This window comes from Mesohalobacter halotolerans (genome assembly GCF_006120725.1).
GTDB lineage: Bacteria > Bacteroidota > Bacteroidia > Flavobacteriales > Flavobacteriaceae > Psychroflexus > Psychroflexus halotolerans.
The window spans coordinates 571352-596856 of sequence record NZ_SWMU01000002.1; the positions used below are offsets into that span (position 1 = coordinate 571352).

General features: G+C 36.0%; 21 protein-coding genes. 15 read left to right on the forward strand and 6 right to left on the reverse strand.

Features of this window, described 5'->3' with window-relative positions; all coding sequences use genetic code 11:
- Positions 1–2: 2 nt before the first annotated feature.
- The 10 genes from FCN74_RS07150 to FCN74_RS07195 all read left to right on the forward strand — a co-directional run bounded on the left by FCN74_RS07150 (position 3) and on the right by FCN74_RS07195 (position 9123).
- Positions 3–329 carry a nucleotide pyrophosphohydrolase gene (locus FCN74_RS07150; RefSeq protein ID WP_138931897.1) on the forward strand — a complete coding sequence of 109 codons (327 nt, stop codon included), beginning with the start codon at positions 3–5 and terminating at the stop codon, positions 327–329.
- Positions 330–602 carry a hypothetical protein gene (locus FCN74_RS07155; RefSeq protein WP_138931898.1) on the forward strand — a complete coding sequence of 91 codons (273 nt, stop codon included), beginning with the start codon at positions 330–332 and terminating at the stop codon, positions 600–602.
- Complete coding sequence (locus tag FCN74_RS07160) at positions 595–1797, forward strand: 3-phosphoshikimate 1-carboxyvinyltransferase (protein ID WP_138931899.1); 1203 nt, start codon at positions 595–597, stop codon at positions 1795–1797. The genes FCN74_RS07155 and FCN74_RS07160 overlap by 8 nt, the downstream gene beginning before the upstream one ends.
- Positions 1798–1911: 114 nt before the next feature.
- Positions 1912–2292, forward strand: a complete 381-nt coding sequence (locus tag FCN74_RS07165; RefSeq protein ID WP_212751761.1) for a hypothetical protein — start codon at positions 1912–1914, stop codon at positions 2290–2292.
- A 101-nt stretch (positions 2293–2393) separates the two neighbouring features.
- Positions 2394–3572 carry an AIR synthase related protein gene (locus FCN74_RS07170; RefSeq protein WP_138931900.1) on the forward strand — a complete coding sequence of 393 codons (1179 nt, stop codon included), beginning with the start codon at positions 2394–2396 and terminating at the stop codon, positions 3570–3572.
- A 57-nt stretch (positions 3573–3629) separates the two neighbouring features.
- Positions 3630–4628, forward strand: coding sequence for a DUF3078 domain-containing protein (locus FCN74_RS07175; RefSeq protein WP_171047132.1), 999 nt, complete (start codon positions 3630–3632; stop codon positions 4626–4628).
- Positions 4629–4692: 64 nt separating this feature from the next.
- The gene (gene prfA, locus FCN74_RS07180) at positions 4693–5769 is read left to right on the forward strand and encodes a peptide chain release factor 1 (RefSeq protein ID WP_138931902.1); all 1077 of its coding nucleotides are present in this window, start codon (positions 4693–4695) and stop codon (positions 5767–5769) included.
- Positions 5770–5777: 8 nt separating this feature from the next.
- Positions 5778–6590 (forward strand): orotidine-5'-phosphate decarboxylase, encoded by an 813-nt coding sequence (pyrF, locus tag FCN74_RS07185; protein ID WP_138931903.1) that lies wholly within the window; start codon positions 5778–5780, stop codon positions 6588–6590.
- Positions 6591–6685: 95 nt separating this feature from the next.
- Positions 6686–7741, forward strand: coding sequence for a flavin-containing monooxygenase (locus tag FCN74_RS07190; protein ID WP_138931946.1), 1056 nt, complete (start codon positions 6686–6688; stop codon positions 7739–7741).
- Between the two features lie 281 nt (positions 7742–8022).
- Positions 8023–9123, forward strand: a complete 1101-nt coding sequence (locus FCN74_RS07195) for an alkene reductase (protein ID WP_138931904.1) — start codon at positions 8023–8025, stop codon at positions 9121–9123.
- Positions 9124–9211: 88 nt separating this feature from the next.
- Here FCN74_RS07195 and FCN74_RS07200 read toward each other — a convergent pair whose 3' ends face one another.
- Positions 9212–10846, reverse strand: coding sequence for an amidase family protein (locus FCN74_RS07200; protein WP_138931905.1), 1635 nt, complete (start codon positions 10844–10846; stop codon positions 9212–9214).
- 138 nt (positions 10847–10984) lie between these two features.
- On the opposite strand from FCN74_RS07200, the gene FCN74_RS12285 reads away from it, so the two are divergent.
- The 3 genes from FCN74_RS12285 to FCN74_RS07210 are packed head-to-tail and all read left to right on the forward strand — an operon-like array spanning position 10985 to position 13099.
- Positions 10985–11119 carry a hypothetical protein gene (locus tag FCN74_RS12285; RefSeq protein WP_262710025.1) on the forward strand — a complete coding sequence of 45 codons (135 nt, stop codon included), beginning with the start codon at positions 10985–10987 and terminating at the stop codon, positions 11117–11119.
- A gap of 11 nt (positions 11120–11130) precedes the next feature.
- On the forward strand, positions 11131–12579 hold the full coding sequence (locus FCN74_RS07205; RefSeq protein ID WP_138931906.1) for an aldehyde dehydrogenase: 1449 nt from the start codon (positions 11131–11133) through the stop codon (positions 12577–12579).
- Positions 12580–12610: 31 nt separating this feature from the next.
- Positions 12611–13099 (forward strand): YkgJ family cysteine cluster protein, encoded by a 489-nt coding sequence (locus tag FCN74_RS07210; protein WP_138931907.1) that lies wholly within the window; start codon positions 12611–12613, stop codon positions 13097–13099.
- A gap of 32 nt (positions 13100–13131) precedes the next feature.
- Here the strand turns inward: FCN74_RS07210 and FCN74_RS07215 are convergent, their stop codons facing one another.
- Positions 13132–13665, reverse strand: a complete 534-nt coding sequence (locus FCN74_RS07215; protein ID WP_138931908.1) for a PepSY-associated TM helix domain-containing protein — start codon at positions 13663–13665, stop codon at positions 13132–13134.
- Between the two features lie 75 nt (positions 13666–13740).
- Positions 13741–16155, reverse strand: a complete 2415-nt coding sequence (locus tag FCN74_RS07220; RefSeq protein ID WP_138931909.1) for a TonB-dependent receptor — start codon at positions 16153–16155, stop codon at positions 13741–13743.
- A gap of 150 nt (positions 16156–16305) precedes the next feature.
- Here FCN74_RS07220 and FCN74_RS07225 point away from each other — a divergent pair, with 150 nt between their 5' ends.
- Entirely contained in the window at positions 16306–19443 is a 3138-nt protein-coding gene (locus tag FCN74_RS07225) for a WD40/YVTN/BNR-like repeat-containing protein (protein ID WP_138931910.1), read from the forward strand.
- Between the two features lie 152 nt (positions 19444–19595).
- Here FCN74_RS07225 and FCN74_RS07230 read toward each other — a convergent pair whose 3' ends face one another.
- Positions 19596–22565 carry a T9SS type A sorting domain-containing protein gene (locus tag FCN74_RS07230; RefSeq protein ID WP_138931911.1) on the reverse strand — a complete coding sequence of 990 codons (2970 nt, stop codon included), beginning with the start codon at positions 22563–22565 and terminating at the stop codon, positions 19596–19598.
- A gap of 252 nt (positions 22566–22817) precedes the next feature.
- Here FCN74_RS07230 and FCN74_RS07235 point away from each other — a divergent pair, with 252 nt between their 5' ends.
- The gene (locus tag FCN74_RS07235; protein ID WP_138931912.1) at positions 22818–23174 is read left to right on the forward strand and encodes a hypothetical protein; all 357 of its coding nucleotides are present in this window, start codon (positions 22818–22820) and stop codon (positions 23172–23174) included.
- 1 nt (position 23175) lies between these two features.
- Here the strand turns inward: FCN74_RS07235 and FCN74_RS07240 are convergent, their stop codons facing one another.
- Together FCN74_RS07240 and FCN74_RS07245 are read right to left on the reverse strand one after the other, a co-directional pair.
- The gene (locus FCN74_RS07240; RefSeq protein ID WP_138931913.1) at positions 23176–24690 is read right to left on the reverse strand and encodes a BCCT family transporter; all 1515 of its coding nucleotides are present in this window, start codon (positions 24688–24690) and stop codon (positions 23176–23178) included.
- A 167-nt stretch (positions 24691–24857) separates the two neighbouring features.
- On the reverse strand, positions 24858–25277 hold the full coding sequence (locus tag FCN74_RS07245) for a nucleoside deaminase (RefSeq protein ID WP_138931914.1): 420 nt from the start codon (positions 25275–25277) through the stop codon (positions 24858–24860).
- Between the last annotated feature and the right edge of the window lie 228 nt (positions 25278–25505).

Consider the following 25505-nt stretch of genomic DNA (forward strand, 5'->3'; position numbering starts at 1 on the left):
ATATGAGCATTAAATCCGCACAGCAACAAGTTGACGAATGGATCAACCAGCACGGCGTCAGGTATTTTAACGAGCTGACCAACATGGCTCAACTCACAGAAGAAGTTGGCGAGGTAGCTAGAATCATTGCCCGTCGTTATGGCGAGCAAAGCGAAAAAGAAAGCGATAAAAACAAAGATTTGGGAGAAGAACTCGCCGATGTGATGTTTGTCGTCTTATGTTTAGCCAATCAAACTGGCGTAGATTTGCAAGCCGCATTTGATAAGAAAATGGACACCAAATCAAAAAGAGATCACGATAGACATCATAACAATCCAAAATTAAAATAAATGTTTACCAAAGTAATCAGCCATAAAGGCTTTTGGAGATCAGTCACATTTCTATCAGTAATGTTTATCATAGTTTATAATCTTGTAGATTGGGGCATGGCCTTTAATTTTGATGTAAGCGATTTTTTAAATGAACGATTTAAGTCTGAAAAATTACTGCAGTTTATCTTTGCTAACATTTTGAGCGGATTTGTGTATGGGTTTATTATCAGTTTCTTTAAATTTAGAAATAAATTGAAAAAATCTAGCCAATCTCAAAAACTGAATGAATAAAATACTCCAGCAAAAATCGCATAAAGGTGAACATAGAATAAGCATTTGTGGTTCAAAAAGTGAAAGTAATAGGTTGCTTATCATACAAGCCCTATACAATAAACTGAACATTCAAAACCTATCAACCTCAGACGATACGCAAGTTTTAAAAGCAGCTTTAAGTTCTGATAAAGACCTTATAGACATACATCATGCTGGAACCGCTATGCGTTTTCTTACAGCTTATTACGCTTGCTTTACAATCAAAACTGTTACTTTAACTGGCAGTGAACGCATGCAACAGCGACCTATCAAAATTTTAGTTGATGGGCTTTTACAACTTGGAGCCAAGATAGAATATATTAACAATGAAGGCTATCCACCACTTAAAATTTATCCAGTAAAACTTAAACAGAATAAGCTAAATATAAGAGCTGACACTAGTAGTCAATACATCAGTGCCTTAATGCTTGTAGCGCCAAAACTCAAAGAAGGACTTCAAATCAACTTTACTTCAAAAATCACCTCTCTCCCCTATTTGAAAATGACTCAAAAGCTGATGCAAAACCTAGGATTTGAAATCAATTTTGATTCTAAATCAATAAATATAAAACCCAAAAACCATTTTGAAACACAAACAATTAAAGTTGAATCTGATTGGAGTTCGGCTTCCTACTATTACAGTTTAGTGGCATTATCATCAGATTTAAAGTTAAATTTAAGCACATTTAAAAACGACAGTTTACAAGGAGATTCAAAGCTTGTAGACCTTTACAGTTCGCTTGGTGTCAAGACAACATTCAAAGGCGATTCAATCATATTGGAAAACTCTAATAAAACACCATTGGGCGTTTATAGCCAAAACTTAAACCACACACCGGACTTAGCACAAACCATTGCAGTAACTTGCTTAGGTCTTGGAATCTCGTGTCAATTAAGTGGACTACATACTTTAAAAATCAAAGAAACCGATCGCTTAGTCGCACTCAAAAATGAAATGGAAAAATTTGGCGCTTCAGTTCAAATTGACAACGACCATCTCCATATGACACCGCCTAAAACACTTAATTCAAATCCAACTGTAAATACCTATAACGATCATAGAATGGCCATGGCTTTTGCTCCATTAAAAACAAAAACCAACCTCATAATTCGCGATCCGGAAGTTGTTGGTAAATCTTATCCTGAATTCTGGAAAGACTTTGAAAACATTTAGATTTTCATAATTTCTGACCCACATTTTTAAAAATTGAATAAATTTTTAAATTAATTATAATATACTTTGATTGTTAATTTTTTTAACTTAATATTGCTAAAAATTCAATTTATTATGAAACAAACTATTTTATCACTCGCCATGCTTGCCTTTTTTGCGATCAGCATCACTAGTTGCAAGCCTGAAAAGAAAGAAAACACTGAAGACCAAGTAGAAGAAACTACAGAAGAAGCTTCAGAAGAAGCTGCAGACTATAGCGAAGAAGCAGATGATGATGCTGCTATGGAAGCAGAAGAAGACATGGAGGAAAGCGCTGAAAATGTTAAAGATGCCGCTGAAAAAGGCGCTGAAGATGTCAAAGAAGCTGCTGAAGAAGGTGCAGAAAACGTGAAAGAAGCTGCTGAAGACGCTAAAGAAGCTGTTGAAGAAGGCGCTGAAAATGTTAAAGCATCAGCTGAAGAAGCTGCTGAAGATATCAAAGGAAAAATGAAATAATTTTTTCTTACACTACACTATTAAGACCGTATTGCTTTATTGTAATGCGGTTTTTTTTATGATTAAAATTTAATCCCGAAAGTATTCTTATTTTTGCAAACATGGACGAAAACAATCAAAATAGATATGCCGGTCGAGGTGTATCTCATCAAAAAGAAGACGTACACGAAGCCATAAAAAATATAGACAAAGGACTGTTTCCTAAGGCTTTTTGTAAAATTATACCAGACTATCTCACTAATAGCAATAAACATTGTATTGTTATGCATGCGGATGGTGCTGGAACCAAATCATCTCTGGCCTATATGTATTGGAAAGAAACTGGAGACCTTTCAGTATGGAAAGGCATTGCTCAGGATGCCATTATTATGAATATTGATGATTTACTTTGTGTCGGTGCTACTGATAATATTTTATTATCTTCTACTATAGGGCGAAATAAGAATTTAATACCCGGTGAAGTCATTGCTGAAATCATAAATGGAACAGAAGAAATTGCCCAAAATCTTAAACAATACGGCATAAATATCATCACTACAGGTGGTGAAACAGCTGATGTCGGTGATTTAGTTAGAACAATTATTGTAGATTCTACCGTGACAGCAAGAATGAAGCGTGAAGATGTTATTGACAATGCCAATATTCAACCAGGCGATTGCATTGTAGGTCTGTCGTCGTTCGGTCAGGCCACCTATGAAGACACTTATAACTCTGGTATGGGAAGTAATGGACTCACTTCTGCCAGGCATGATGTGTTAAATAAATATTTAGCAAAAAAATACCCGGAAAGTTTTGACAGTCACGTTCCTGAAAATTTAGTCTATACCGGAAGTCAAAAACTTACTAACGCTGTAAATGGATTAAATCTAGATGTCGGCAAACTTATCCTCTCACCTACCCGTACCTATGCGCCAATTGTCAAATCAATTTTTGATAAATTACCTCGAAAAGATATCCATGGGATGATACACTGTAGCGGTGGTGCACAAACTAAAATTTTGCACTTTGTCAAAAATCTCAAGATTATAAAAGATAATATGTTTGATATCCCACCGTTATTCCAACTCATACAAAGCGAAAGTCAAACCGACTGGAGGGAAATGTATCAAGTTTTTAATATGGGACACCGTCTGGAATTTTACACACATCCCAACAATGCCCAAGAAATCATCGATATTTCTAAATCATTTGGTGTCGATGCTAAGGTTATAGGCCGTGTTGAAACCTCATCAAAAACAGAGCTAAGCATTACTTCTGAGGTTGGGAGTTTCAATTATTAAAATAGGTAGTATTTTAACATAATGAGATTAAGTGTTTGTCTAATTCTGATTTTTATTTTGAATGTTTCACTTGTACATTCACAAATCCCTGAATCTAAAATTCCAAGAGTCATTATCACATCCTTTGAGGCTCAAAAGATGCATCATATGCTGCCTCTTGAGCTTGACGAAAAGGAACTCGTCAGAATAATTGATAATCCTGTATTTTGGACTAAAGTCAATATGTTTAGTTTACAGGCTAGTGAAGTATCATTTACAAATTGGAATAGCGGTGGTACAAACTCAGTTTCAGGACTTTTGGGGATTGAAATTGAAAGAAACTATAAAGATAAGAGGTTCAAATGGGATAATCAATTGATTATCAGAGTTGGTGCAAACAAACAAAGTGACCAAGATATTAGAAAAACAGAAGATCATTTAGAAATCAATTCTAAAGCCGGATTTAGTTTTAAAAAAAACTCCAATTGGTATTATTTGGGTAGACTCAATTTTAATACTCAATTTTTTAACGGATTCAATTTTCCTAACACATCTGATATCATATCTCAATTTATGGCTCCGGGTTATCTTTTTATGGGTTTAGGTGTAGAGCATAAAATCAAAAAACAAAATTTTTATATGTATCTCTCACCGATGACCTTTAAATCTACATTTGTTTTAAACCAAAAACTCGCCAATGATGGTGCTTTTGGTGTCGATGAAGCCATTAGAGATACTGATGGGAACATCATTGAAGAAGGCAAACAGGTCAGAGTAGAAAGCGGTATATTGATAAACAATGAATACAAAAAAGAACTCTTTGACAATGTATTGATGAACCATCGCATTAGCATTTACACTGATTACATCAATAATTTTGGCAATATTGATATAGACTGGGAAGTCAATTTTAGCTTTAAAGTCAATAGTTTTATTAAAGCCAATTTTGGATCTCATTTAAGATACGATGATGATGTAAAAATTAGGATAGAACAAGAGGATGGCAGTTTTGTTGAAGGTGGTTCCAGAGTACAATGGAAACAACAGCTCGGTATAGGGGTTACTTTTGAACTTTAATTCTGTTTATCTCTACCTTATTTAGGCTTAACTTTCGTAAATTTGCAATTCATTAATAAAATCTATGTTAGATAAACTCAATATACTCAAGCAACGTTTTGACGAAGTTAGTGATTTGATCATCCAACCCGATATCATCAATGATCGTAAACGCTATGTCGAATTGACCAAAGAATACAAAGAGCTGAAAGAAATTAATGAAGAGCGCGAAAAATATATTGAACTCAAAGATAACATTGATGAAGCTAAAGAAATAATTGCAGACGGCGATGATGATGAAATGATAGAAATGGCTAAAGTCCAACTCGAGGAGTCTGAAGCTGCTTTTGAAAAACTCGAAGAGAAAATACGCTTTATGCTTATTCCTAAAGATCCGGAAGACGAAAAAAATGCAGTTGTAGAAGTTAGAGCTGGAACAGGTGGCGATGAAGCCAGTATTTTTGCAGGTGATATCTTTAAAATGTTGAGACGATATTGTGAATCTAAAGGCTGGAAAGTCAGTACTGTAGATTACAGTGAAGGAACCAACGGCGGTTTTAAAGAAATACAGTTTGAGGTCAGTGGTGAAAATGTTTATGGTACATTAAAATATGAAGCCGGTGTGCATCGTGTACAGCGCGTCCCACAAACTGAAACCCAAGGTCGAGTTCATACCAGTGCAGCCACTGTTATGGTATTTCCAGAAGCCGAAGAATTTGATATCGAAATCGATCCCAATGATGTGAGAATTGATTATTTCTGTTCTTCCGGTCCGGGTGGCCAATCTGTAAATACAACCTACTCTGCTGTACGACTCACTCACGAACCTACGGGTATTGTAGCGCAATGTCAAGATCAAAAATCTCAGCACAAAAACAAAGAAAAGGCTTTTAAAGTTTTACGCTCGCGTTTATATGAAATGGAACTGGCCAAAAAACAAGCTGAAGACGCCGAAAAGCGAGGTAATATGGTGACAAGTGGTGACAGAAGTGCTAAAATTAGAACCTACAACTACCCACAAGGACGTGTAACAGACCATCGCATCAATTTGACGCTTTACGATTTGGATAATGTCATTAATGGTGATATCCAGAAAATAATAGATGAACTCAAATTGGTTGACAACACAGAGAAATTGGCTAGATTGTCCGACTCTATTTAAAGCTTACTATGGAATTACCCAAACTCATCAAGCAAATACGAATCAAAAAAAGTTTTCTTTGTGTTGGATTAGACACTGACTTGGCTAAAATTCCTCAATATCTCCACAAGCAACCCAATCCTGTATTTGAATTTAACCGTCAAATTATCGATGCTACAGCAAAATATGCCGTAGCTTTCAAACCTAATATAGCTTTTTATGAAGCTCTTGGTATACAGGGCTGGGAAGCCCTTAAAGATACAATTACATACCTCAATGACCAGTATCCTGAAATATTCACTATTGCGGATGCAAAACGTGGTGATATTGGAAACACAGCCTCAAAATATGCTCAAGCCTTTTTTGAAAACCTCAATTTTGACGCGATAACTGTCGCACCATATATGGGAAAAGATTCTATTGAGCCATTTTTGAGCTACACTAATAAACACACTATTCTCTTAGTTTTAACCTCAAATAAAGGAGCTTTTGATTTTCAGACCAAAATTGATGTGCAAAATGACGCCCTTTATGAATCTGTACTTAAAACTTCAAAAACCTGGAACAATTCAAAACAATTGATGTATGTTGTCGGGGCAACAAAACCGGAGTACTTTAAAAGTATCAGAAAAATCGTTCCTAATGCTTTCCTGTTGGTTCCTGGTGTTGGTGCCCAAGGCGGTAATTTAAAGGATGTGTGTCAGTACGGTTTGACTAAAGATTGTGGTTTATTGGTCAATTCTTCGCGCGGAATACTTTACGCCGCTAATGGCAAAGATTTTGCAAAAGCCGCCGAACTGAAAGCTAAAGCTCTTCAAGAAGAAATGGCTTCGTATGTTTAGGTCTAAAACTATAAAGTCATGTCCTTCAGTTCAATAAAAGCATATTTTTTTGTTCTTACAAATATCATCATCTTTGCAATACAATTCATATTATGATTTATGATTTTATCATTGTTGGTGCAGCACAAGCGGGCTTGTCGATGGCTTATGAGTTGAAACAGATGAATGCCAATTACTTAGTGCTAGACAAAGAAAAAGAGATTGGTGCTTCTTGGCTCAACCGATGGGATTCTTTAAAATTGTTTACACCTACAGAGTTTAATCATCTTAAAGGTCTCAATTTTCCAGCTCCAAAAGGCCATTATCCTAACAAATATGAAGTCGCAGATTATTTTAAAACCTATGTAGATACCTTTGAAATTCCTGTTCAACTTCATACATTAATCACAAAAATCTACAAAAATGATGGTTTATTCGTTTTAGAGTCTGAAAACAAAACCTTTGTAAGCCATAATGTGGTCATCGCAACTGGCCCGTTTCATATTCCTTACACTCCACCGTTTCACAAGAAAATAAGTTCACAAATAAAGCAGTGGCACAGCAATTATTATAAAAATCCTAATCAATTACAAGATGGAGATTGTTTGGTCGTTGGCGCTGGTGATTCCGGTTTTCAAATCCTCGATGAGGTTTCTCAAACTGGCAGAGAAACTTATTTTTCAGGACAAACCCAAGCCAAAACTTTACCCCAAGAAATACTTGGCAAAACCTTATGGTGGTGGTTTTGCAAAACAGGATACCTGAGCATTCACAAACACCATTGGTTAGGAAAAATCATTAGCAAATCAAAACAACCCGTAATTGGTGTGGATGTCAAAGGGATGTTGAATCGTGAAAATGTGATTGCAGTTGGTAAAACAATCGACGCAGAGAATGATATCATTATGACAGAAAATCGATCTTTAAAAAATATTAAAAATATAATATGGGCTACCGGTTATAGGCCAAATTTCAATTGGATTGAAGATATTGAGCTAGACAAAGAAGGTTATCCTGTACACAAACGTGGTGTGAGTAATACAAAAGGGTTATATTTCATTGGTCTTCCTTGGCTATACACAAGAGGTTCAGCAACTTTGGGAGGTATAAAACAAGATGCAGATTATCTGGCTGAGTATATTTCTAAAACTTCTGAACTTGTCCTTCAGTGATGTTTTCACAGTCAAATATGATAAGCTAAAGTTGTGTTTTTTCTGCCAAAACGATAAGTTGACCTAGGTAGGCAAAGAGGCCTGACTTGATGACAATGAAGGCAATCTTAGTGATTATATAAACATGCGTTTGATTTAACACAATCCAATTTATAAAAGCGTCTAATTGAGCCTGCCTCGCCTGCAGGTAATCTTTTGAATACAGTAATATTTTTTTAGCGAAGCTTTAACCCTACCCGATAACAGAAATACTTAGTTTCGCTGAAAGTTTATAATTTTATATGTCAAATAATCAACCGTTACTACAACCTATAAAGATTGGTGACTTAGAGTTAAATAACCGAGTCATCATGGCACCAATGACGAGAAACCGAGCAGATAATGAAGATGAAGCAGCAACCGATTTACATGCAGAATATTATAGTCAGCGAGTTGAAGCTGGCTTGATTATAAGTGAAGGCTCTCAAGTTTCTCGTCGTGCTAAAGGTTACATTAATGCGGCAAATATATATACACAAGCACAAATTGAAGGTTGGAAAAAAGTAACCAAAGCGGTTCACGATAAGGGTGGCAAAATATTTATTCAACTGTGGCATGTCGGACGAATTTCTCATCCTGACTTTCACAATGGCAAAAAGCCACTTGCTCCAAGCGCCATCAATCCGCATACGCAATCCTTTACCCCTAATGGATTTAAAGATACAGTAACCCCAAAAGCTATGACTACAGAAGAAGTCTTAGAAACTATCCAAGAATTTAAACGTGCTGCAAAAAATGCAGTAGATGCTGGTTTTGATGGTATTGAACTTCATTCTTCAAATGGATATTTGTTTCATCAATTTTTTAATCAGAGTTCAAATAAAAGAACCGACAGGTATGGCGGAAGCCGAGAAAATCGTGCGAGATTTCTATTTGAAGTCTTAGACGCGGTAAAAGTGTTTTGGCCTGAAAATAGAATTGGTGTTCGACTCAATCCTTCATTACATGGTATATTTGGCATGAAAGCTGACGAAGATACCATACCTACTTTTGAGTACATTGTCAATCGACTCAACGATTATGATTTAGCGTATTTACATCTCTCTGAACCTTTTAATGATGTGAGTGAATATGATTTTTTGGTCGACAACATTGCCAAACATTTTAGACCATTATACAATGGTTATTTAATGGTAAACGCTGGTTTTGACCATAAAAGAGGTAACGAAGTAATTGAAAAAGGCTATGCCGACATGGTTGCTTATGGCAAATTATTCATATCAAATCCTGACTTACCTACTCGATTTGCAAAAAATGCAACCTTAGCAGATTGGGATAAAGATACGTTTTATGTTGCTGGAGCCAAAGGGTATACCGATTATCCAAAACTTAGTAAAGATTGAATTATTTTAGAATATTCAAAGCTGTTTAATCCTTTATTAACTTAGGCTTGGGTCTTTAAATATTACTGATCTTCAAGGTTATCAAAGTCTATTGAGTATAATTTTTAGGTGGTATTCTGAATAAAGATAAGCGTTCATATAAATGAGCTATCTTAAATAATAAGTCTTCCTGATTTGATTTTGTAATAAAAGTAATACCAATAGGTTCACCATTTACTTTATAACCCATTGGAAGCGTTATTGCCGGATACATGGCAACTGCAGCTTGACCGGCATTGTAATTATTAATTGAAACTACAGCATCTAAGTCGTAAGTATCTAGCATATTATCAAAATAAACCTTACCGGAATGGGTTAATTTTTGGCGAATACTATCTAATTTTATATCATCTAAACCCTGATGGATGATACCATCTAACCTGGCTTGTCCGTAAGGTATATTAAGTACACTATCAGTAGAATTAAACTTTACAACATCAGTTACACTTTTAATTTTAACTGAATCTGCAGCATAAGTTTGTAGATAAGATTTTAAATCTCGCTTCATATCACCATTGAGTAAAAGTAAAAAGCCTTCAAAATTCATCTCTTCAGGTTCTAGTTCTTCAATATGAACCCCTTTTGATTTTAATATTTCTATTGAACGGCGATATAAAGAATCTTCTAGGTAGGATTTGTAAACACCTAACCTCAGGCTTTTGGGTGTAGCTTCAGGAATAGGTTTATACTCATTATTTGAATCACTCATAGCCGAATACACAATTCGAGCATCCTCTACAGTTTTAGCAATTGGACCCGGTGTGTCTAATGTGCTCGATATAGGCACAATTCCTTTTTGATTGCTTTTTTTAACCGTCGGCTTTAATCCCACTAAAGACTGCTGACTTGCTGGTGATAAAATAGAGCCTGAGGTTTCTGAACCTATAGCAGCTACAGCATAGTTTACCGCAACACTCGTCGCACTTCCAGAGCTTGAACCGCCTGTACCAAATACTCTTGGCCCATAAGGATTAAGGGTTTGACCTCCAATAGCAGAATAGCCATTAGGACAACCTGAGCAAAGAAAATTTGCCCATTCACTTAAATTTACTTTACCTAAAATAATGGCACCGTGATGTTTCAAGTTTTGCACAATTTGAGCATCGGTTTTTGTGATGTTGTCTTTTAAAGCCATAGCACCGGCTGTAGTAGGCATATTCTCTGTGTTGATATTGTCTTTTAATAAAATAGGCATACCAAAAACAGCATGTTTATCGTCAAGATTTTCTAGGTCTAATTTTTCAGCCTGTTCTACGGCATAAGGGTTTATAGAAAGGATTGCATTTAAGCCTAAGCCTTTATCAGTTTCTGTAATTGCAATTCTATATAAATACCATTGTATCAATTCTTTATAAGACAATTTACCCAACATTATACTGGATTGGATATCTTGTATTGTTTGTTCAAAAACAAAAGGGTAAAGTTGGTTGTACTTTTCTTTGGTAAAACCATCAAGCTGTAGTCTAATCGTATTGAGTAAATCATTTTTATCTAGAGTTAAGGACTGAATGCGTTTGTACCTCAACTTTAAGTTCTCGTGGTTTTGACTTGAATCTATTATTGCAGTTTCATCGTAGGGAACCCATGTTTCGAAGTCAGGATAATTAAGCGCTTGCCGACAAGATGTCATTAAAGTAATAATTGATACCAGTGTGATAAGATTACTAATGCGTTTATTATACATGATTTATTATTTGGAGATCAAAGGACTCAAATTTCTGACCGCAAATATAACGTATTATAAAAGAAAGTCATAGCTTAGAATTTAATGACTAAAGGCGGTATCAGTATCCATTATTAATTCATAGACTTGGCTTAAACATTGAAGCACTTACTGCGTTTAGGCGTCAATCCTGAGGATACAAATTTTGATCCTGACAAGGTTTTGCGTTTATCTGCACAATGCCGAAATTATTTTGAACTGGATTTTAATGGTTTATATGGAAAGTCTTTGTAATTTTAAACTTTATGAAAACAATTTTAAACTATATAAACGGCAATTTTGTAGCTCCACAAACCAACGCTTTTCTAGATAATGTTAACCCTTCTACTGGTGAAATTTACAGCCAGATTCCCAAAAGTGGACCTTCTGATGTTGAGGACGCTGTAAATAAAGCCGAAATCGCCTTTAAGTCATGGTCTGATACGACTTTAGAAAAACGTTCTGAAATACTAACTCGAATCGCAGACTTAATTGAACAAAACCTCGACAAGCTGGCTTTAGCAGAATCGACAGATAATGGTAAACCACTTCACTTGGCTAAATCTGTTGATATTCCTAGAGCAGCCGCAAACTTTAAGTTTTTTGCGCATGCACTAACCCAATTTTATAGTGAAAGTCACGAAAGTCAAGGGAAAGATACCATTAATTATACCCTACGAAAACCGCTTGGTGTTGTCGGTTGTATTTCGCCTTGGAATTTGCCCCTCTATTTACTAACCTGGAAAATTGCACCGGCTATAGCTGCGGGAAACACCGTCATTGCTAAACCTAGTGAGGTCACGCCAATGACTGCCTTTTTGCTTTGTGAAATTTGTGAAAAATCAGGTTTGCCTCATGGTGTTTTAAATATGGTACACGGTCTTGGTCCTGAGGCAGGGCAAGCTATTGTAGAACACCCGAAAATAAAAGCTATTTCCTTTACAGGTGGGACCAAAACTGGTGAAAGTATTGCCAGAACAGCAGCGCCGATGTTTAAAAAATTATCACTAGAACTCGGCGGTAAAAATCCAAACATCATTTTTGCAGATTGTGATTATGAAAAAATGATAAGCACAACTTTGAAATCTTCATTTGCCAATCAAGGACAAATTTGTCTATGTGGTTCACGGATTTTTGTTGAACAAGTTTTATATGATAAATTTAAAACAGATTTTGTTGAACGTGTCAAAGACTTAAAAGTTGGCCATCCGATAGAAGATAATACTGATTTAGGTGCTGTGGTTTCTAAGTCGCATTTAAACAAGGTAAAATCCTATATTGACATGGCTCAACAACATCCTGATATGACTGTTTTATGCGGTGGCAATATGCCAGAGTTGAAACAATATCCGGATGGGTATTACCTTAAACCTTGCGTTATTGAAGTTCGAGATAATCAATGCCAACTGAATCAGGAGGAAATATTTGGTCCGGTTGTCAGTATCATGCCATTTGAAACCGAAGATGAGGTTTTAAGCATGGCTAATGATAGTGCTTATGGTCTCTCTTCTACGCTATGGACTCAAAACCTTAACCGTAGTATGCGAATGAGTCAAGCATTAGAAACAGGCATTGTCTGGGTAAATACTTGGCTAAACCGTGATCTGAGAACCCCATTTGGTGGGACAAAACAATCAGGTGTTGGTCGTGAAGGTGGTTTTGAAGCTTTACGCTTTTTTACCGAACCTAAAAATGTATGTATTGAATATAGTTAATGCTTATAAAATTAATAAAAGTCATTTTGACATGAAAGAACAGATTAAACAATTGCCTTCAAAAGCCGCTTCTGAGCGACAATCGCATAAAGCCCTGTTCAAAAAACTCAAAGGCAAACCCCCAAAAAATTTGGATCACATCATGAATGATTTGCATGAAGAAACCTTTGAACGCATTAATTGTTTAGACTGTGCAAATTGCTGTAAAACTACAAGCCCAATATTTACGGATCGCGATATCAAACGGATTTCAAAATTTTTGAAGCTGAAGCCTCGAGAGTTTGAAGATCAATATTTAAAAAAGGATGGAGATGACGATATGGTACTACAGTCTTCACCTTGCCCATTTCTGTTTAAGGATAATACATGTATGATTTATAAAGTACGCCCCAAAGCTTGTGCGGAATACCCTCATACCAACCGTAAAAAATTTTATCAAATTAGAAATCTCACATTAAAAAACATGAGCATATGTCCCGCTGCATTTGAAATTGTCGAAAGATTAAAAACTATAATATAGAAATCACTCTATTAAACATTTCAAAAATCAAATTATCTATTAGTCTTCCTCATATGCTTAGGACCATACCATAACCAAAACCCGGTAACTGTAAAACCGAGCAGCGCAAGCCCCATCAAAGAAGTATAAAGTAGTATAAATATCCCATTAGTTCCTAAAAAACCATCAACAATCGAACCGTCATGGACATTTTCTATCCAGTCTGACCGGCGTTGACCAATATTGAGAACTTCACCTGTAGCACCGTCCAGTTGAATGCTCCAGTAATGGTTTTCAAAAACAAACTTTAGTATTCCTTTTTCAGGACGAGCATCTATTCTTGACAATTCAATTGATAGCTCAGAATTGATTGAATCTTTCAAAGTTTTGTGAGCAATAGATTGAAGAGAATCTAAAGACAGCCATTGCGCAACATCTGTTGTAGTTCCCGTTTGGGTTTTGGGTAAAATATAACCGCTACTATTTTTTTTCCAACCTAAAAACACACCCGATAAGGATACTATCAAAAATAAAACAAACAGACTAGCGCCTAACCAGCGGTGAATTTTACGCGTATTTCTTAAAATGTAAGCCTATTTTTCTATTCATTTATGGCATGAATTAATTGAAATGTTGAATTATAGTTGAAAGTGAGACTGTTTTTAAAACCTAAAGTTTAATGCAAAAACAAAATTTATACCCGGTCCTGAAATTCCCGAACTATATGGTCTATAGCGTTGATCAGTAAAGTTTTCAATTCCGCCACTTAACACAATTCTGTTATTAAATCTATATTGTGCTTTCAGGTTAAGCGTATACCAAGCCGGAGCATAGTTATTTCCATTGTCATCCTTAGCATATATTTCATCTTTGGAACGCTCACTTATAGCTAAATCCTTAAAACTTTGTTCGCCTTGATAATGGGCATTTAATTCTAAAATAAAATCATTTAAAAATTTATACCGCAATCGGCTAATCCCAAAAAATGGTGCTGCATGTCTAGCAGAACCTTGACTTCCATCATCTAGTTCTTCTTCACCAATTTGATAATTAAGATCTGTAAATAATGTCAGCTTATCAACTAGTTTTGCTTCAAGACCAAATTGTATTCCGTAAACATAGGCTTCAGCGGCATTCTGTATTGCTTGTATTTGACTTAACTCACCATCGTATTCTATAAAATCTTCTCCATTAAGCTGAAAGTTACGACGCACTAAAGCATTATCGAGAAGCGTATAAAAACCTGTGAAGTCCAGCTTTAACCGATTGCCAAATACTTTTGCAATACCAAAATCAAAGTTGTAAGCATATTCTGCATCTAAATTGGGATTTGGCAACACAACCGAACCTGGTTCAGAATCGAAAACCTTTCCGATATCATCTACATTTGGCGAGCGAAAGGCTGTTCCAAAATTGGCTCTGATAGTCATTTTTGGGTTGGGTCGGTAAACGGCGCCAAGACTCCCTGTCAAAGACCCATTATTAAGTTCAGCCTTACTAAAATTAAAAGGGAAAAAATCTAAGTTTTTAGTAAAATCTGCTTCTAACCCAAAATGATTGTATCTCAAGCCGACTTGTAGGCTAAGTTTGTCTTTTAACATCCATTCATCATTGACATAAACCGCTAAAGAATTCCATTTTGCTTGTGGATAGCGATCAGCAACGTCTGTAATGATTCCATTTGTTATATTTTTTTGTGTACCCTTAGAATTAACATCATTTAGGATATACTCGACACCATAAAATAGCTTATGCGTCTTACCAATATTTTTGATAAAATCGAGATTGATTGAATAGGCCTCGACATTTTCTCGTCTGGTTCTGCGCTGATTATCATTAAAATTTCTATCAATACGGCTTTCTTCAAAAGATTGCTGTGCGAGACGTAAAGTCACCTTTTCGTAAAAACTATTAGCCTGTCCATGTGTTATAATTAAATTATTCATCAGCCACTGCTGTGGGCCGTAATTCCATTCAGCATAACGAAGATTCCCATTTGTTGTCCTGTTATGCCTATCATATCTCCCATAAGTTGAAGTTTTGGAGTAATGAAAACCATATTCAAAATTCCAGTTTGAGTTAGGTTTAAACCTTATTTTCTGCATTAAATTTACTTGTGAATAAGCTGAAGGAATCTGCAGAAGCTCATCATCCTGTTCAATGGTGACATCTGTACCATTTTGACGATGAGGATATATATTTTTTATATAGTCTTCCGGTCCATGACTGCCTTGTCTTAGATGATCGAAGTCCCAAGAACTAAAACTTGTAGCAAAAGCCCATTTTTTCCACCCTAAATTAACATCAAGATGTCCAGTTTGTTCTGTATTTGCAGAGGAAAATCGGGTGACAGCATTTCCTGAAAATACAGGTTTTTTAGTAGTTGATAATTTTGGTGTCAAGGTTTGAAAACTCATCACACCTCCAATCGCATCACTCCCATAAATCACTGATCCAGGACCAAAAAGCACTTCAGTATTTTCTATAGCAAATGGATCGAGATTAATTACATTTTGTAAATTACCACCTCTAAAAATTGCAGTATTCATCCTTACACCATCTACAGTATAAACAAGTCGATTTGCCGCAAAACCTCTTATCATTGGACTTCCACCACCTTGCTGGCTTTTTTGAACAAAAACTTTTCCAGATATGCCAAGCAAATCAGCGGTAGTTTGTGGGTTTTGCAATTTCACGTCTTTTGACGATATGGAGACAATTTTTGAGGGTACATTACTCGAGGACTGTTGCCATCGTGTTGCAGAGACTACAACTTCATCAAGATTGAAACCAAATGCATTCAAACTAATTTTAAAATTTTTTTCTACAATTTTTTCATATTTAAGATACATTGTTGTGTATCCCACTAATCTCACTTTTATATGTTTAGAACCCTTAAATTCTGAAATATCAGCTTTACCTTCGGAGTTCGTAGTGGCAGATGCTTTAGGATTTTTACTTATTAGGCTTACACCTTCTAATGGTTTTTGTGTTTTATGGTCAAAAACAGATACGGTTTGACTTAAACTTATCCATATAAAACCGAAATAAATACAACACATAAACCTATACTTCATCACCTTTAGCTTTAAAAAATTTAAAAAACATGATACCGTACACTAATTTTAATGAGTATTAAATATTTTGCAATATGAATAAAAAAAACACGAACTAAAACCATTATTTGTAATTATATTTGGTAAAATCATTCAAATAATATTAGACCTATGAAACTTATACCCTTAATATTTTCATTTTTTTGCTGCGTGATTTTGTTAATCCCAACAGACGTTCAAGCACAGAAAAGAAACTACAAAAACGGAGCTAAAAAATTTAGTGAGTCGCTTTATAAGGATGCTATAACCTGGAGAAATATCGGCCCTTATCGCGGCGGACGATCTTCTGCTGTTACGGGTGTTTCCGGTAAACCCAACCTATACTATTTTGGTGCTTCCGGCGGTGGTGTTTGGCGTACACAAGACGGAGGTCAAACTTGGGCCAACATATCAGATGGTTATTTTGGTGGCTCTATTGGGGCTATAGCTGTTTCAGAATGGGATAATAACGTCATTTATGTTGGCGGTGGTGAAAAAACCGTACGCGGTAATGTTTCTTATGGTTACGGAGTCTGGAAATCTGTTGACGCCGGTAAAACATGGAAGTCTGTAGGTCTAGAAAACGCCCGTCATATATCGAGAATTCGCATTCATCCTAAAAATCCGGATATTGTTTATGCAGCTGTTATGGGTGATCTCTACAAGTCTTCAGAAGAACGTGGTGTGTACAGAAGTCTCGATGGTGGCGAAAGCTGGGAGCGCATTTTATTTGCCAATGCTGATGCCGGTGCTGTAGATTTAACTTTTGACCCTACCAACCCTCGGATTCTGTATGCATCCACATGGCGAATACGACGAACACCTTATAGCTTAGAAAGCGGTGGCGAAGGCTCTGATTTGTGGAAAAGTAAAGATGGTGGAAACTCATGGAAAAAGTTATCAAATAATGAAGGTATGGCTGATGGTACTTTAGGCATTATTGGTGTAACGGTTTCACCTGCAAATCCAGAACGCGTCTGGGCAATCGTTGAAGCTGATGATGGTGGTGTGTTCCGCTCTGATAATGCTGGAAAATCCTGGAAAAAAATAAACGACAGCCGTGCATTACGACAACGGGCTTGGTATTATACGCGGATTTATGCCGATACACAAGATGAGAATGTTGTGTATGTTGTCAATGTCAATTATCACAAATCTACAGACGGTGGAAAAACGTTTAAGTCAGCTCGTGCGCCGCATGGTGACCACCACGATATGTGGATTGCGCCCGAAGATCCCAATCGAATAATTATGGCCGATGATGGTGGTGCTCAAGTATCTTTTGATGGCGGAGAAAACTGGTCGACCTATCACAATCAACCAACTGCACAATTTTACCGAGTTACTACAGACAATGCTTTTCCCTACCGTATTTATGCAGCTCAGCAAGACAATACTACGGTTAGAATTAAACATCGCACATCTGGTAACTTCATTGATGAAAACGACTGGGAGCCTACTGCTGGCGGAGAGAGTGCTCATATCGCTCCACACCCTAAAAACCCTGAAATAGTCTACGGTGGAAGTTACGGTGGTTTTCTTACCCAATATAACCACGAGACAAATGAAGTGCGTGCTGTCAATGTTTGGCCTGATAACCCTATGGGTTACGGTGCAGAAGGTATGAAATATCGATTTCAGTGGAATTTCCCATTGTTTTTTTCACCCCACAATCCTGATAAACTTTACACAGCGTCCAACCACTTGCATGTGACAACAAATGGCGGTGAGTCTTGGGAAATTATAAGTCCTGATCTTACCAGAGATGACCCTTCTAAACAAAAATCTTCAGGTGGCCCTATTACACAAGATAATACAGGCGTTGAGTATTATTGCACCATCTTTGCTGCAACAGAATCACCTTATGAAGAAGGTTTAATATGGACCGGCTCAGATGATGGTTTAATTCATGTTACTAAAGATGGTGGTAAAACCTGGAACGATGTAACTCCAAAAAAAATGCCGAAATGGATGATGATCAATAGCATAGATCCAGATCCTTTTACTCCAGGTGGTGCTTATGTTGCAGGTACTCGTTACAAACTTGGAGATTACAAACCCTATTTGTTCAAAACTGAAGACTATGGTAAGACCTGGACAAAAATTACAAATGGCATTAAGAATAATCATTTCACTAGAGTTGTTAGAGCTGACCCAAAACGAAAAGGTTTGCTTTATGCCGGAACTGAAACCGGAATGTATATATCATTTGATGATGGAAAAAACTGGTCGACTTTTCAACTGAATTTACCCATTGTGCCTATCACAGATTTAGCTATAAAAAATGACAATCTTATAGCAGCTACACAAGGTAGAAGTCTATGGATAATTGATGACTTGACCCCTTTACATCAGTTAAGTGATGATGTGGCAAGCAGTGATTTTTATTTGTACATGCCAATGCCAAGTTATAAAATGGATGGTGGTTCTAGTCAACCCTCAAGAACATCTGGGCAGAATCATCCCGGTGGAGTTATGGTATCATACTATATGAAAGAAGTTACCGATTCTACAAAAGTGAGAATAGAATTTAAGGATAATAAAGGCGATCTCATACGTGCGTTTGATACCCAACCTGATGAAGATAAAAAAGAAGTAAAACTAAAAGATATAAAGTCTGGTGGCAACCGTTTTGTATGGGATATGCGTTATCCTCCAGCAAGTAAATTTGATGGTATGATTCTATGGTGGGCCAGTATGCAGGGACCTGAAGCTCTACCCGGAAATTATAAAGTTAAAATGACTGTCAATGGAGAAACCATGGAACGTGAATTTGATATTTTAAAAGATCCTCGATCTTCAATGTCGCTTGACGACATGCAGGCTAAATTTGATTTTTTAATGAAAGTTCGACTTAAGGTCTCTGAAGCCCATGAGGCTATTGCCAAAATGCGATCAGTCAAAGACCAAATAAATCAACTAACAGATCGGCTAAAGTCTGATGAGAATATGAAAGACCTGATAGAACAAGCTAAAACAATAAAGGATAAAATTTCAGATATCGAAACAGCACTTTATCAAACTAAAAACGAAAGCAGACAAGATCCTCTGAATTATCCTATAAAATTGACAAATAAATTAGCCCACTTAAATTCACTTGAAGGCATGAGTGACTTTGCACCAACGGAACAAAGCAAAGCATTTAAGAAAGAAGTAACGGCTAAAATAAATGATGAATTGGCAAAATGGCAGCACATTCAACAAAAAGACATTCCTAAATTAAATTTATTGGTTAAAGAAAAAGCGATTGATGCCGTGATATTAGATTAATTCTTTGATCAATTTTATTTTGGACATACTCAAAATTACAATATTGTTATTTTACTTGGATCATACCAATAAGCCCTGAAAGTATTTCAAACTAAAAAGAGGAAGTAGCTAACGCAACTTCCTCTTCTTTTTTAGTCAAATTATAGTTATACTTATTTTACAATAAGACGTTTTGTGCTAGAGTAATTTTCATCTCTCAAGCGAACGAGATACACTCCAGACGAAACGTGTGACATGTCTAGATTATATTCATATCCATTTCCGGTCTCATTATCTAATGGGTATTGCAACAATTGTTTTCCATTTATATCATAAACAGAGAGTAATAGCGTATTAGTGACTTTAGAAGTATTTAGTAATACTTGAAATTGGTCTCTGCCCTCATCGACAAGAATTAATTCACTGCCATCTGAAAATGTATTATCATTGGTTCCTAAACTTGTAATATCAGCCGTATAATCATTTGTTCTACCAAAAGCCAAATCATCACAGGGGTCTGTAACATCACCTGAGGTGCTCTGGTCTTCACCTCTGAGACGCATCAAGTGAATTCCTTCAGTAGCATTGGGAAAATCATTAAAGTTTACTGTAAAATTAAAGTCCGTACCGGCATTTTGAACAAAATCATTAGCGACTAATTCATTAGATTCAAATATACCGTTGTCATTAAAGTCTATCCATAACGCAAATTCAGAATCATCAAACCCCATTTGAAGCGTTCCTGAAAATGGATTATCAGCAAAATTGAAAGAAAATACGATATTGGTATCATCGCTATAGCCAGTGTCCGAGCAATTTGTAATGATGTCCTGATCTGCAAGTTGTATTTGTGTAACACCATCATTAAAATCATCACAATTACTTTCTGGAATACAACTTGTATTATTTACAGTTTTTGTAATGTCATCATTTGTTGTATCTGCATCTGTAGGTAACTCTGTTCCAGCTATAAAATCGTAAGTCCCAAGTCCAGACAAGTCTGCTTGTTGTGAAAAAGTATAGGTATCAGTATTTCCAAGAGCAATAGATCCCGTATAGGTTTCCTGAACCGGAGTTCCACCATTTACACTATAAAATACGGGAATACTTGTTTGAGTAGCACTACCAAAATTAGAAATTTCAATCGTCACATTTTCATTAATTGATAAGCCACTTCCAGACGATGGATCTATTATTGAAGTTACCCCTGTGTCGTTAGGTTCTAGGTGAGTTACGTCTTTTACTGTACTATCATTAGAGGGATCTTCATCGCCAGATAATGCCGTAGATGATTCAATCGAATAGGTTTGTCCTACAACAGATAAAACGGCTTGCATTGCAAATGTAAAATCAACTGTAGCTCCAGAAGCTATTGGACCAGGAACAACATCAGTAATAGGTGTACCACCATCAACCGAATAACTTACAGGCACATTGGATATTGTATTTAAACCAAAATTTCTGACTGTTACTGTCACATCTTGAAGACCTGACAAGTCTCCATCTTCAGGTTCTATGATATCTACTATACCCGCATCTGTGTTGAAATTTGGAGCAATCTGAAAACGACCAACGACATTACTACGTCCAGGAAACATTAATTCGTTTATGTAATACATTCTTTTATAATCAGACGGATCTATATCAATTTTACTGTAATCTCCATACCGTAAACTTGGTATATTACCTGCTCCAGATGCTATCAATTGAGGCGCGATAGTCATAGTACCACTTGGGTCGCTTGATAATCTTCCTGTGTAATAGCTAGACACAAATTCATTGGCTGTTCCATTACCTGTTGCAGCATTACCTAATACAGAGAAACCCATTCCAATATTTCCTTGAGTATCCATTATCATGCTACCATGCCAATAGTGTCTTCCATTGGGGTCTGAAAACGTTCCTTCTTGCTCCATCGTCCAAGGATCGGTTGGGCTATTACGCCTGAATTCGTACCAGCGTATTGCAGCCTGCTCACCTCCACTTGGATCAATGTCTATCACAAAATTAAAAATAGCACTCTCATAAGTTGGAAATTTTTTGTACTGAGCTTGGTTCATTATAATGCCCTGTAAAGCATCAATATCTGCACCACCATTGGGCTGTGTTAAATTAGCAAATGAAGTCCCGTCAAAAATTGAAGTAAATGGCGACACCACAATCTCCTGAGGTGTAGAAATAGTAGAGTTGGATGGTGTATCAAAATCTACATCTAAATCCCAAAACTTAATACTATCATCTGACTGACCGGCATAAGCATCGTCTTGAAAAAATACTACTGTTGCATTTCCAGGACCTGGATACTGATCATCAGAAATATTTAATGCCTGAACACTCGCAAAGCCTTGATTATTAAAGTTGGGTAAAGTAAAGCCTTGAATAGATACATTTGATGGTGCGTCACCATCAAGCATGGCTTGACGCTCCATAGCGTACATTCTATTTCCGCTTGATTGATCAGACACATAATAACCATCACTCCATACCGATAATTTTTGATAATCACTAATGGTATTAATGGTATAAACATTCCAACCGGCAGTTACTGGATCTGGACCATCTGAGACAGCAATCTGTGCGCCACCGCCAAGAAATGTTAAAACCCATCTTCCTGGTGTTGGGTTAGATGCAGATGTTGCAACTGGATCATAAGATACGGTAAGGTCACAACAACCCGAAGAGGGAAAAATGGCTGGGCTAGGTGAAGTTTGAGGAACTAAAGTGTTCCCATCTTTATCGTATATAGCAAAACCTGTATTAAATACTACAAATACGTGGTTAGGGCCTACAGCCAATGTTGGGTCAGTAGGCTGAGAGTTTGAAAGTGCTGCAGTCCATACCAAATCAGGAGCCTTTCCGGGTATTTTTTGGCTCAGACGATGAGGGTCTTTAGACAACTCATCGGCTTGTCTTCCTTTACCAGGTATGATGTTTCTTTTTATTCTATACGATCGACCATCTTGTGCTTCTTTTGGAGGTTTAACTGTTGAAGGTGTTAATTCATCCATTTTAGAAGAAAGTGAAGGAACTTGAGTCAATTCATCTGCAGTACCTACATAAACTGGGGGATATTTTTTCTCTTGAGCATGGACAATAGACAACATACCAAGTAAAAAGAACACTAAGCTAAATTTAAATTTCATATTAGAGGTTATTTTAAAATATCATATTTAAATAATAAAACTAATAACCTAAATTGATTTAACACTAGCCTAGTTCAATAGATTTTAAATACCTCAACTTAAAAATCTATAATATTCTGAATATCTGATGATTGAAAAATAATATTTATATAATTGAAAATTGAATTGGTTTTACTATTTATTTATACAAATTAGATAAAGTATAATCCATTTTTAATTTATTTGTAACTTGACAAGAGTTAAATAAAATCTATGATCAATTTACTAAAGCCCATGACATTAATGCTATTTTTAATGTTTGTGTCTTGCAACAGCACAAAAAATCCAAAAACAGAAAATGACGCAGCAACTGAAAAGGCAAAAAAAATGATTGCAGATGGATTTAAAAAAGGAATAATCATAGCATTTGATAAAAAGAGTAATTGCCCTTATATTATCAAATTACAGAAAAGTAATCAAACAGCATTTTTAGACCCGGTCGATTTACCAGCGAAATTTAAAGAAGATAAGATGGCTATTTGGTTTAAGTTTACACCTTCTCGAAGAATTAAAAGATGTCAAAAGGCTAATCCTGTATTACTAAATGATGAAATACATCTTAGAAATTGAATTATTGGCCTTGTACCTGTTCATCTTTCCTTAAACTTTTAATCAAAGAAAAACTGACAAACACCAGAATTATTGCAAAAGGAAAACCTGTAGAAATTGAGGCCGATTGAAGAGCTGTTAGTCCACCACCAACTAATAGCGCGATAGCAATAGCGCCTTCCATGAATGCCCAAAATACTTTCTGTCCTTTAGGAGCATTCAATTTACCACCAGAAGTCATTAAGTCGACAACCAAAGATCCACTATCTGATGAGGTAATGAAAAAAGTACCAACTAAAACAATGCACAAAAAAGCAGAAATTTTGTAAAATGGCAAAGTCTCTAACATTTTAAAAAGTCCCATAGAACTGTCTTGGGCTACAATAGATGCGATATCCAAACCACCGTCTAATTGCAAGTTTAAAGCTGTTCCTCCAAGAACAGACATCCATAAAAATGAAAAAAGAGAAGGCACGATTAATCCATAAATCGCAATCTCTCTAATGGTTCTACCTTTAGAAATTCGGGCTACAAAGGTACCAACAAAAGGCGACCATGAAATCCACCAAACCCAATAAAACATGGACCAGCCCGTAAACCAATTATCAGAGGTCGCATGGAGATTACGATATAAACTAAGTTGTACAAATTCAGTTAAATAGGTTCCTAAATTTTCTACAAATCCGTCAATAAGACGAACTGTACTGCCTAAAAATAAAACAAAGAAAAATACAGCGAGTGCTATGATAATATTGGCATTACTTAAATATTTCAACCCTTTATTTAGACCCGTAACAACAGAAATTGTCGCAATTAGAGTGATACCAATAATAGAGATAACTTGTAATGTATTTGAATTTTCTACACTATAATATTCAGATATACCAGCACTGAATTGCATTGCTCCAAATCCTAATGAAGTAGCAAGTCCAAAAAGTGTGGCTAGAACTGCAATAACATCGATGAGATAGCCCGGCCAGGTATTCATGCATTGACCAAATAGTGGTATTAAAGTCGATTTTAATGATAGTGAAGAATTTTTATTAAAAGTAAAATAAGCCAGAGCAATACCTAGTAACATGTAAATACCCCAAACATGAAAACCGTAATGAAAAAAGGTATTACGCATCGCAAGGTTGGATTTTTCAATATCTGTGGCGTTCTCGACTATAGGGTTGTTGAAATGCAACATAGGTTCTGCCACACTGAAGTAAACCAAACCTATGCCCATTCCCGCAGAAAACAACATGGCTACCCAGGAAAATTTGTTGAAGCTAGGTTTAGCATCTTTTCCGCCTATTCTAATCTTACCAAGTTTACTAAAAGCCAGATAAAGTACTAATATTAAGAAATAATTGATACCTAATGAAATTACCCAGCCAAAATTATCTGACATATATGCCTGAAAACTTGCAAATCCCGCTTCGGCTTTATCGTTGAAAATTATTGTTAAACTAACAAATAAGAAGGTGATTATCGCTGCCGGTATAAAAACAGGTTTTGAAATATCAAAGTACTTATTTCTAAAGTTCTTCATTAACTTGTCTTAGAAATTTCAAAATTATAATAAATAATTTTAAGATTTTTAATTCTTCTCGAAACATGCTTCATAACTTGTGGTTTAGCTATGGTTTTACCCATTAAGTTTTAAATAAATTAATATACAAATATTTAGTTCGCGTATTTAACTCATAACATTAAGTTTTAAAATAATTTTAAGCATTCGTAACGTTTAACTTCTGATGTGATTTGAATTGGATACCAAGCTTTATCAGCAATATGATGACTACTAATATGAATTTGATGCCCAATTTGAGCAGCATCATCAATAGTTGCACCATATATTAAATGCCCTATCCCAGCCCAAACCAAAGCCGACATACACATTGGGCAAGGCTCGACCGTGGTGTATAGTTTTAACTCTCGTGGGTCTTTAAATTCCAAAGTTTTCATCTGTTGAATTGCATTTAACTCCGCATGAGCTTGAGGACCATCGGTTGATGTGGTATTATGGGCAACCACGTAATTGGTTTCAGATTCTACCAAAACCGCCCCAAAAGGAGTTTTTCCAAGCCTGGCTTGAGCAATTGCTTTTTTCATCCATAATTGATTTGAATTGTTCATTTCTATCTATTTCCCGATACAAAACATAATATGGTAATGATTATCAATTGATTAGCTATAAATAGACAAGAATAAGCAACAAAAAACGTTAATTTATAGCTAATTAAGAACTAAAGATAGAAAAATTTTCTGGTGTAAAGATAAAACGCCCCAAATGAGGACGGTTTTTTAAGAGAACGTCAATTGCTATTAAGCAACTATTACAGTACCTAAATAAGAGCTCTCCGC

Excerpts from the sequence above, each read along its gene's own strand:
- FCN74_RS07235 (WP_138931912.1), top strand. The coding sequence starts at position 22,818 with ATGATCAATTTACTAAAGCCCATGACATTAATGCTATTTTTAATGTTT.
- FCN74_RS07200 (WP_138931905.1), bottom strand. The coding sequence starts at position 10,846 with ATGTATAATAAACGCATTAGTAATCTTATCACACTGGTATCAATTATT.
- FCN74_RS07210 (WP_138931907.1), top strand. The coding sequence starts at position 12,611 with ATGAAAGAACAGATTAAACAATTGCCTTCAAAAGCCGCTTCTGAGCGA.
- FCN74_RS07240 (WP_138931913.1), bottom strand. The coding sequence starts at position 24,690 with ATGAAGAACTTTAGAAATAAGTACTTTGATATTTCAAAACCTGTTTTT.
- prfA (WP_138931902.1), top strand. The coding sequence starts at position 4,693 with ATGTTAGATAAACTCAATATACTCAAGCAACGTTTTGACGAAGTTAGT.
- FCN74_RS07165 (WP_212751761.1), top strand. The coding sequence starts at position 1,912 with ATGAAACAAACTATTTTATCACTCGCCATGCTTGCCTTTTTTGCGATC.
- pyrF (WP_138931903.1), top strand. The coding sequence starts at position 5,778 with ATGGAATTACCCAAACTCATCAAGCAAATACGAATCAAAAAAAGTTTT.
- FCN74_RS07205 (WP_138931906.1), top strand. The coding sequence starts at position 11,131 with ATGAAAACAATTTTAAACTATATAAACGGCAATTTTGTAGCTCCACAA.
- FCN74_RS07220 (WP_138931909.1), bottom strand. The coding sequence starts at position 16,155 with ATGAAGTATAGGTTTATGTGTTGTATTTATTTCGGTTTTATATGGATA.
- FCN74_RS07155 (WP_138931898.1), top strand. The coding sequence starts at position 330 with ATGTTTACCAAAGTAATCAGCCATAAAGGCTTTTGGAGATCAGTCACA.
- FCN74_RS07160 (WP_138931899.1), top strand. The coding sequence starts at position 595 with ATGAATAAAATACTCCAGCAAAAATCGCATAAAGGTGAACATAGAATA.
- FCN74_RS07150 (WP_138931897.1), top strand. The coding sequence starts at position 3 with ATGAGCATTAAATCCGCACAGCAACAAGTTGACGAATGGATCAACCAG.
- FCN74_RS07170 (WP_138931900.1), top strand. The coding sequence starts at position 2,394 with ATGGACGAAAACAATCAAAATAGATATGCCGGTCGAGGTGTATCTCAT.
- FCN74_RS07245 (WP_138931914.1), bottom strand. The coding sequence starts at position 25,277 with ATGAACAATTCAAATCAATTATGGATGAAAAAAGCAATTGCTCAAGCC.
- FCN74_RS07195 (WP_138931904.1), top strand. The coding sequence starts at position 8,023 with ATGTCAAATAATCAACCGTTACTACAACCTATAAAGATTGGTGACTTA.
- FCN74_RS07225 (WP_138931910.1), top strand. The coding sequence starts at position 16,306 with ATGAAACTTATACCCTTAATATTTTCATTTTTTTGCTGCGTGATTTTG.
- FCN74_RS07230 (WP_138931911.1), bottom strand. The coding sequence starts at position 22,565 with ATGAAATTTAAATTTAGCTTAGTGTTCTTTTTACTTGGTATGTTGTCT.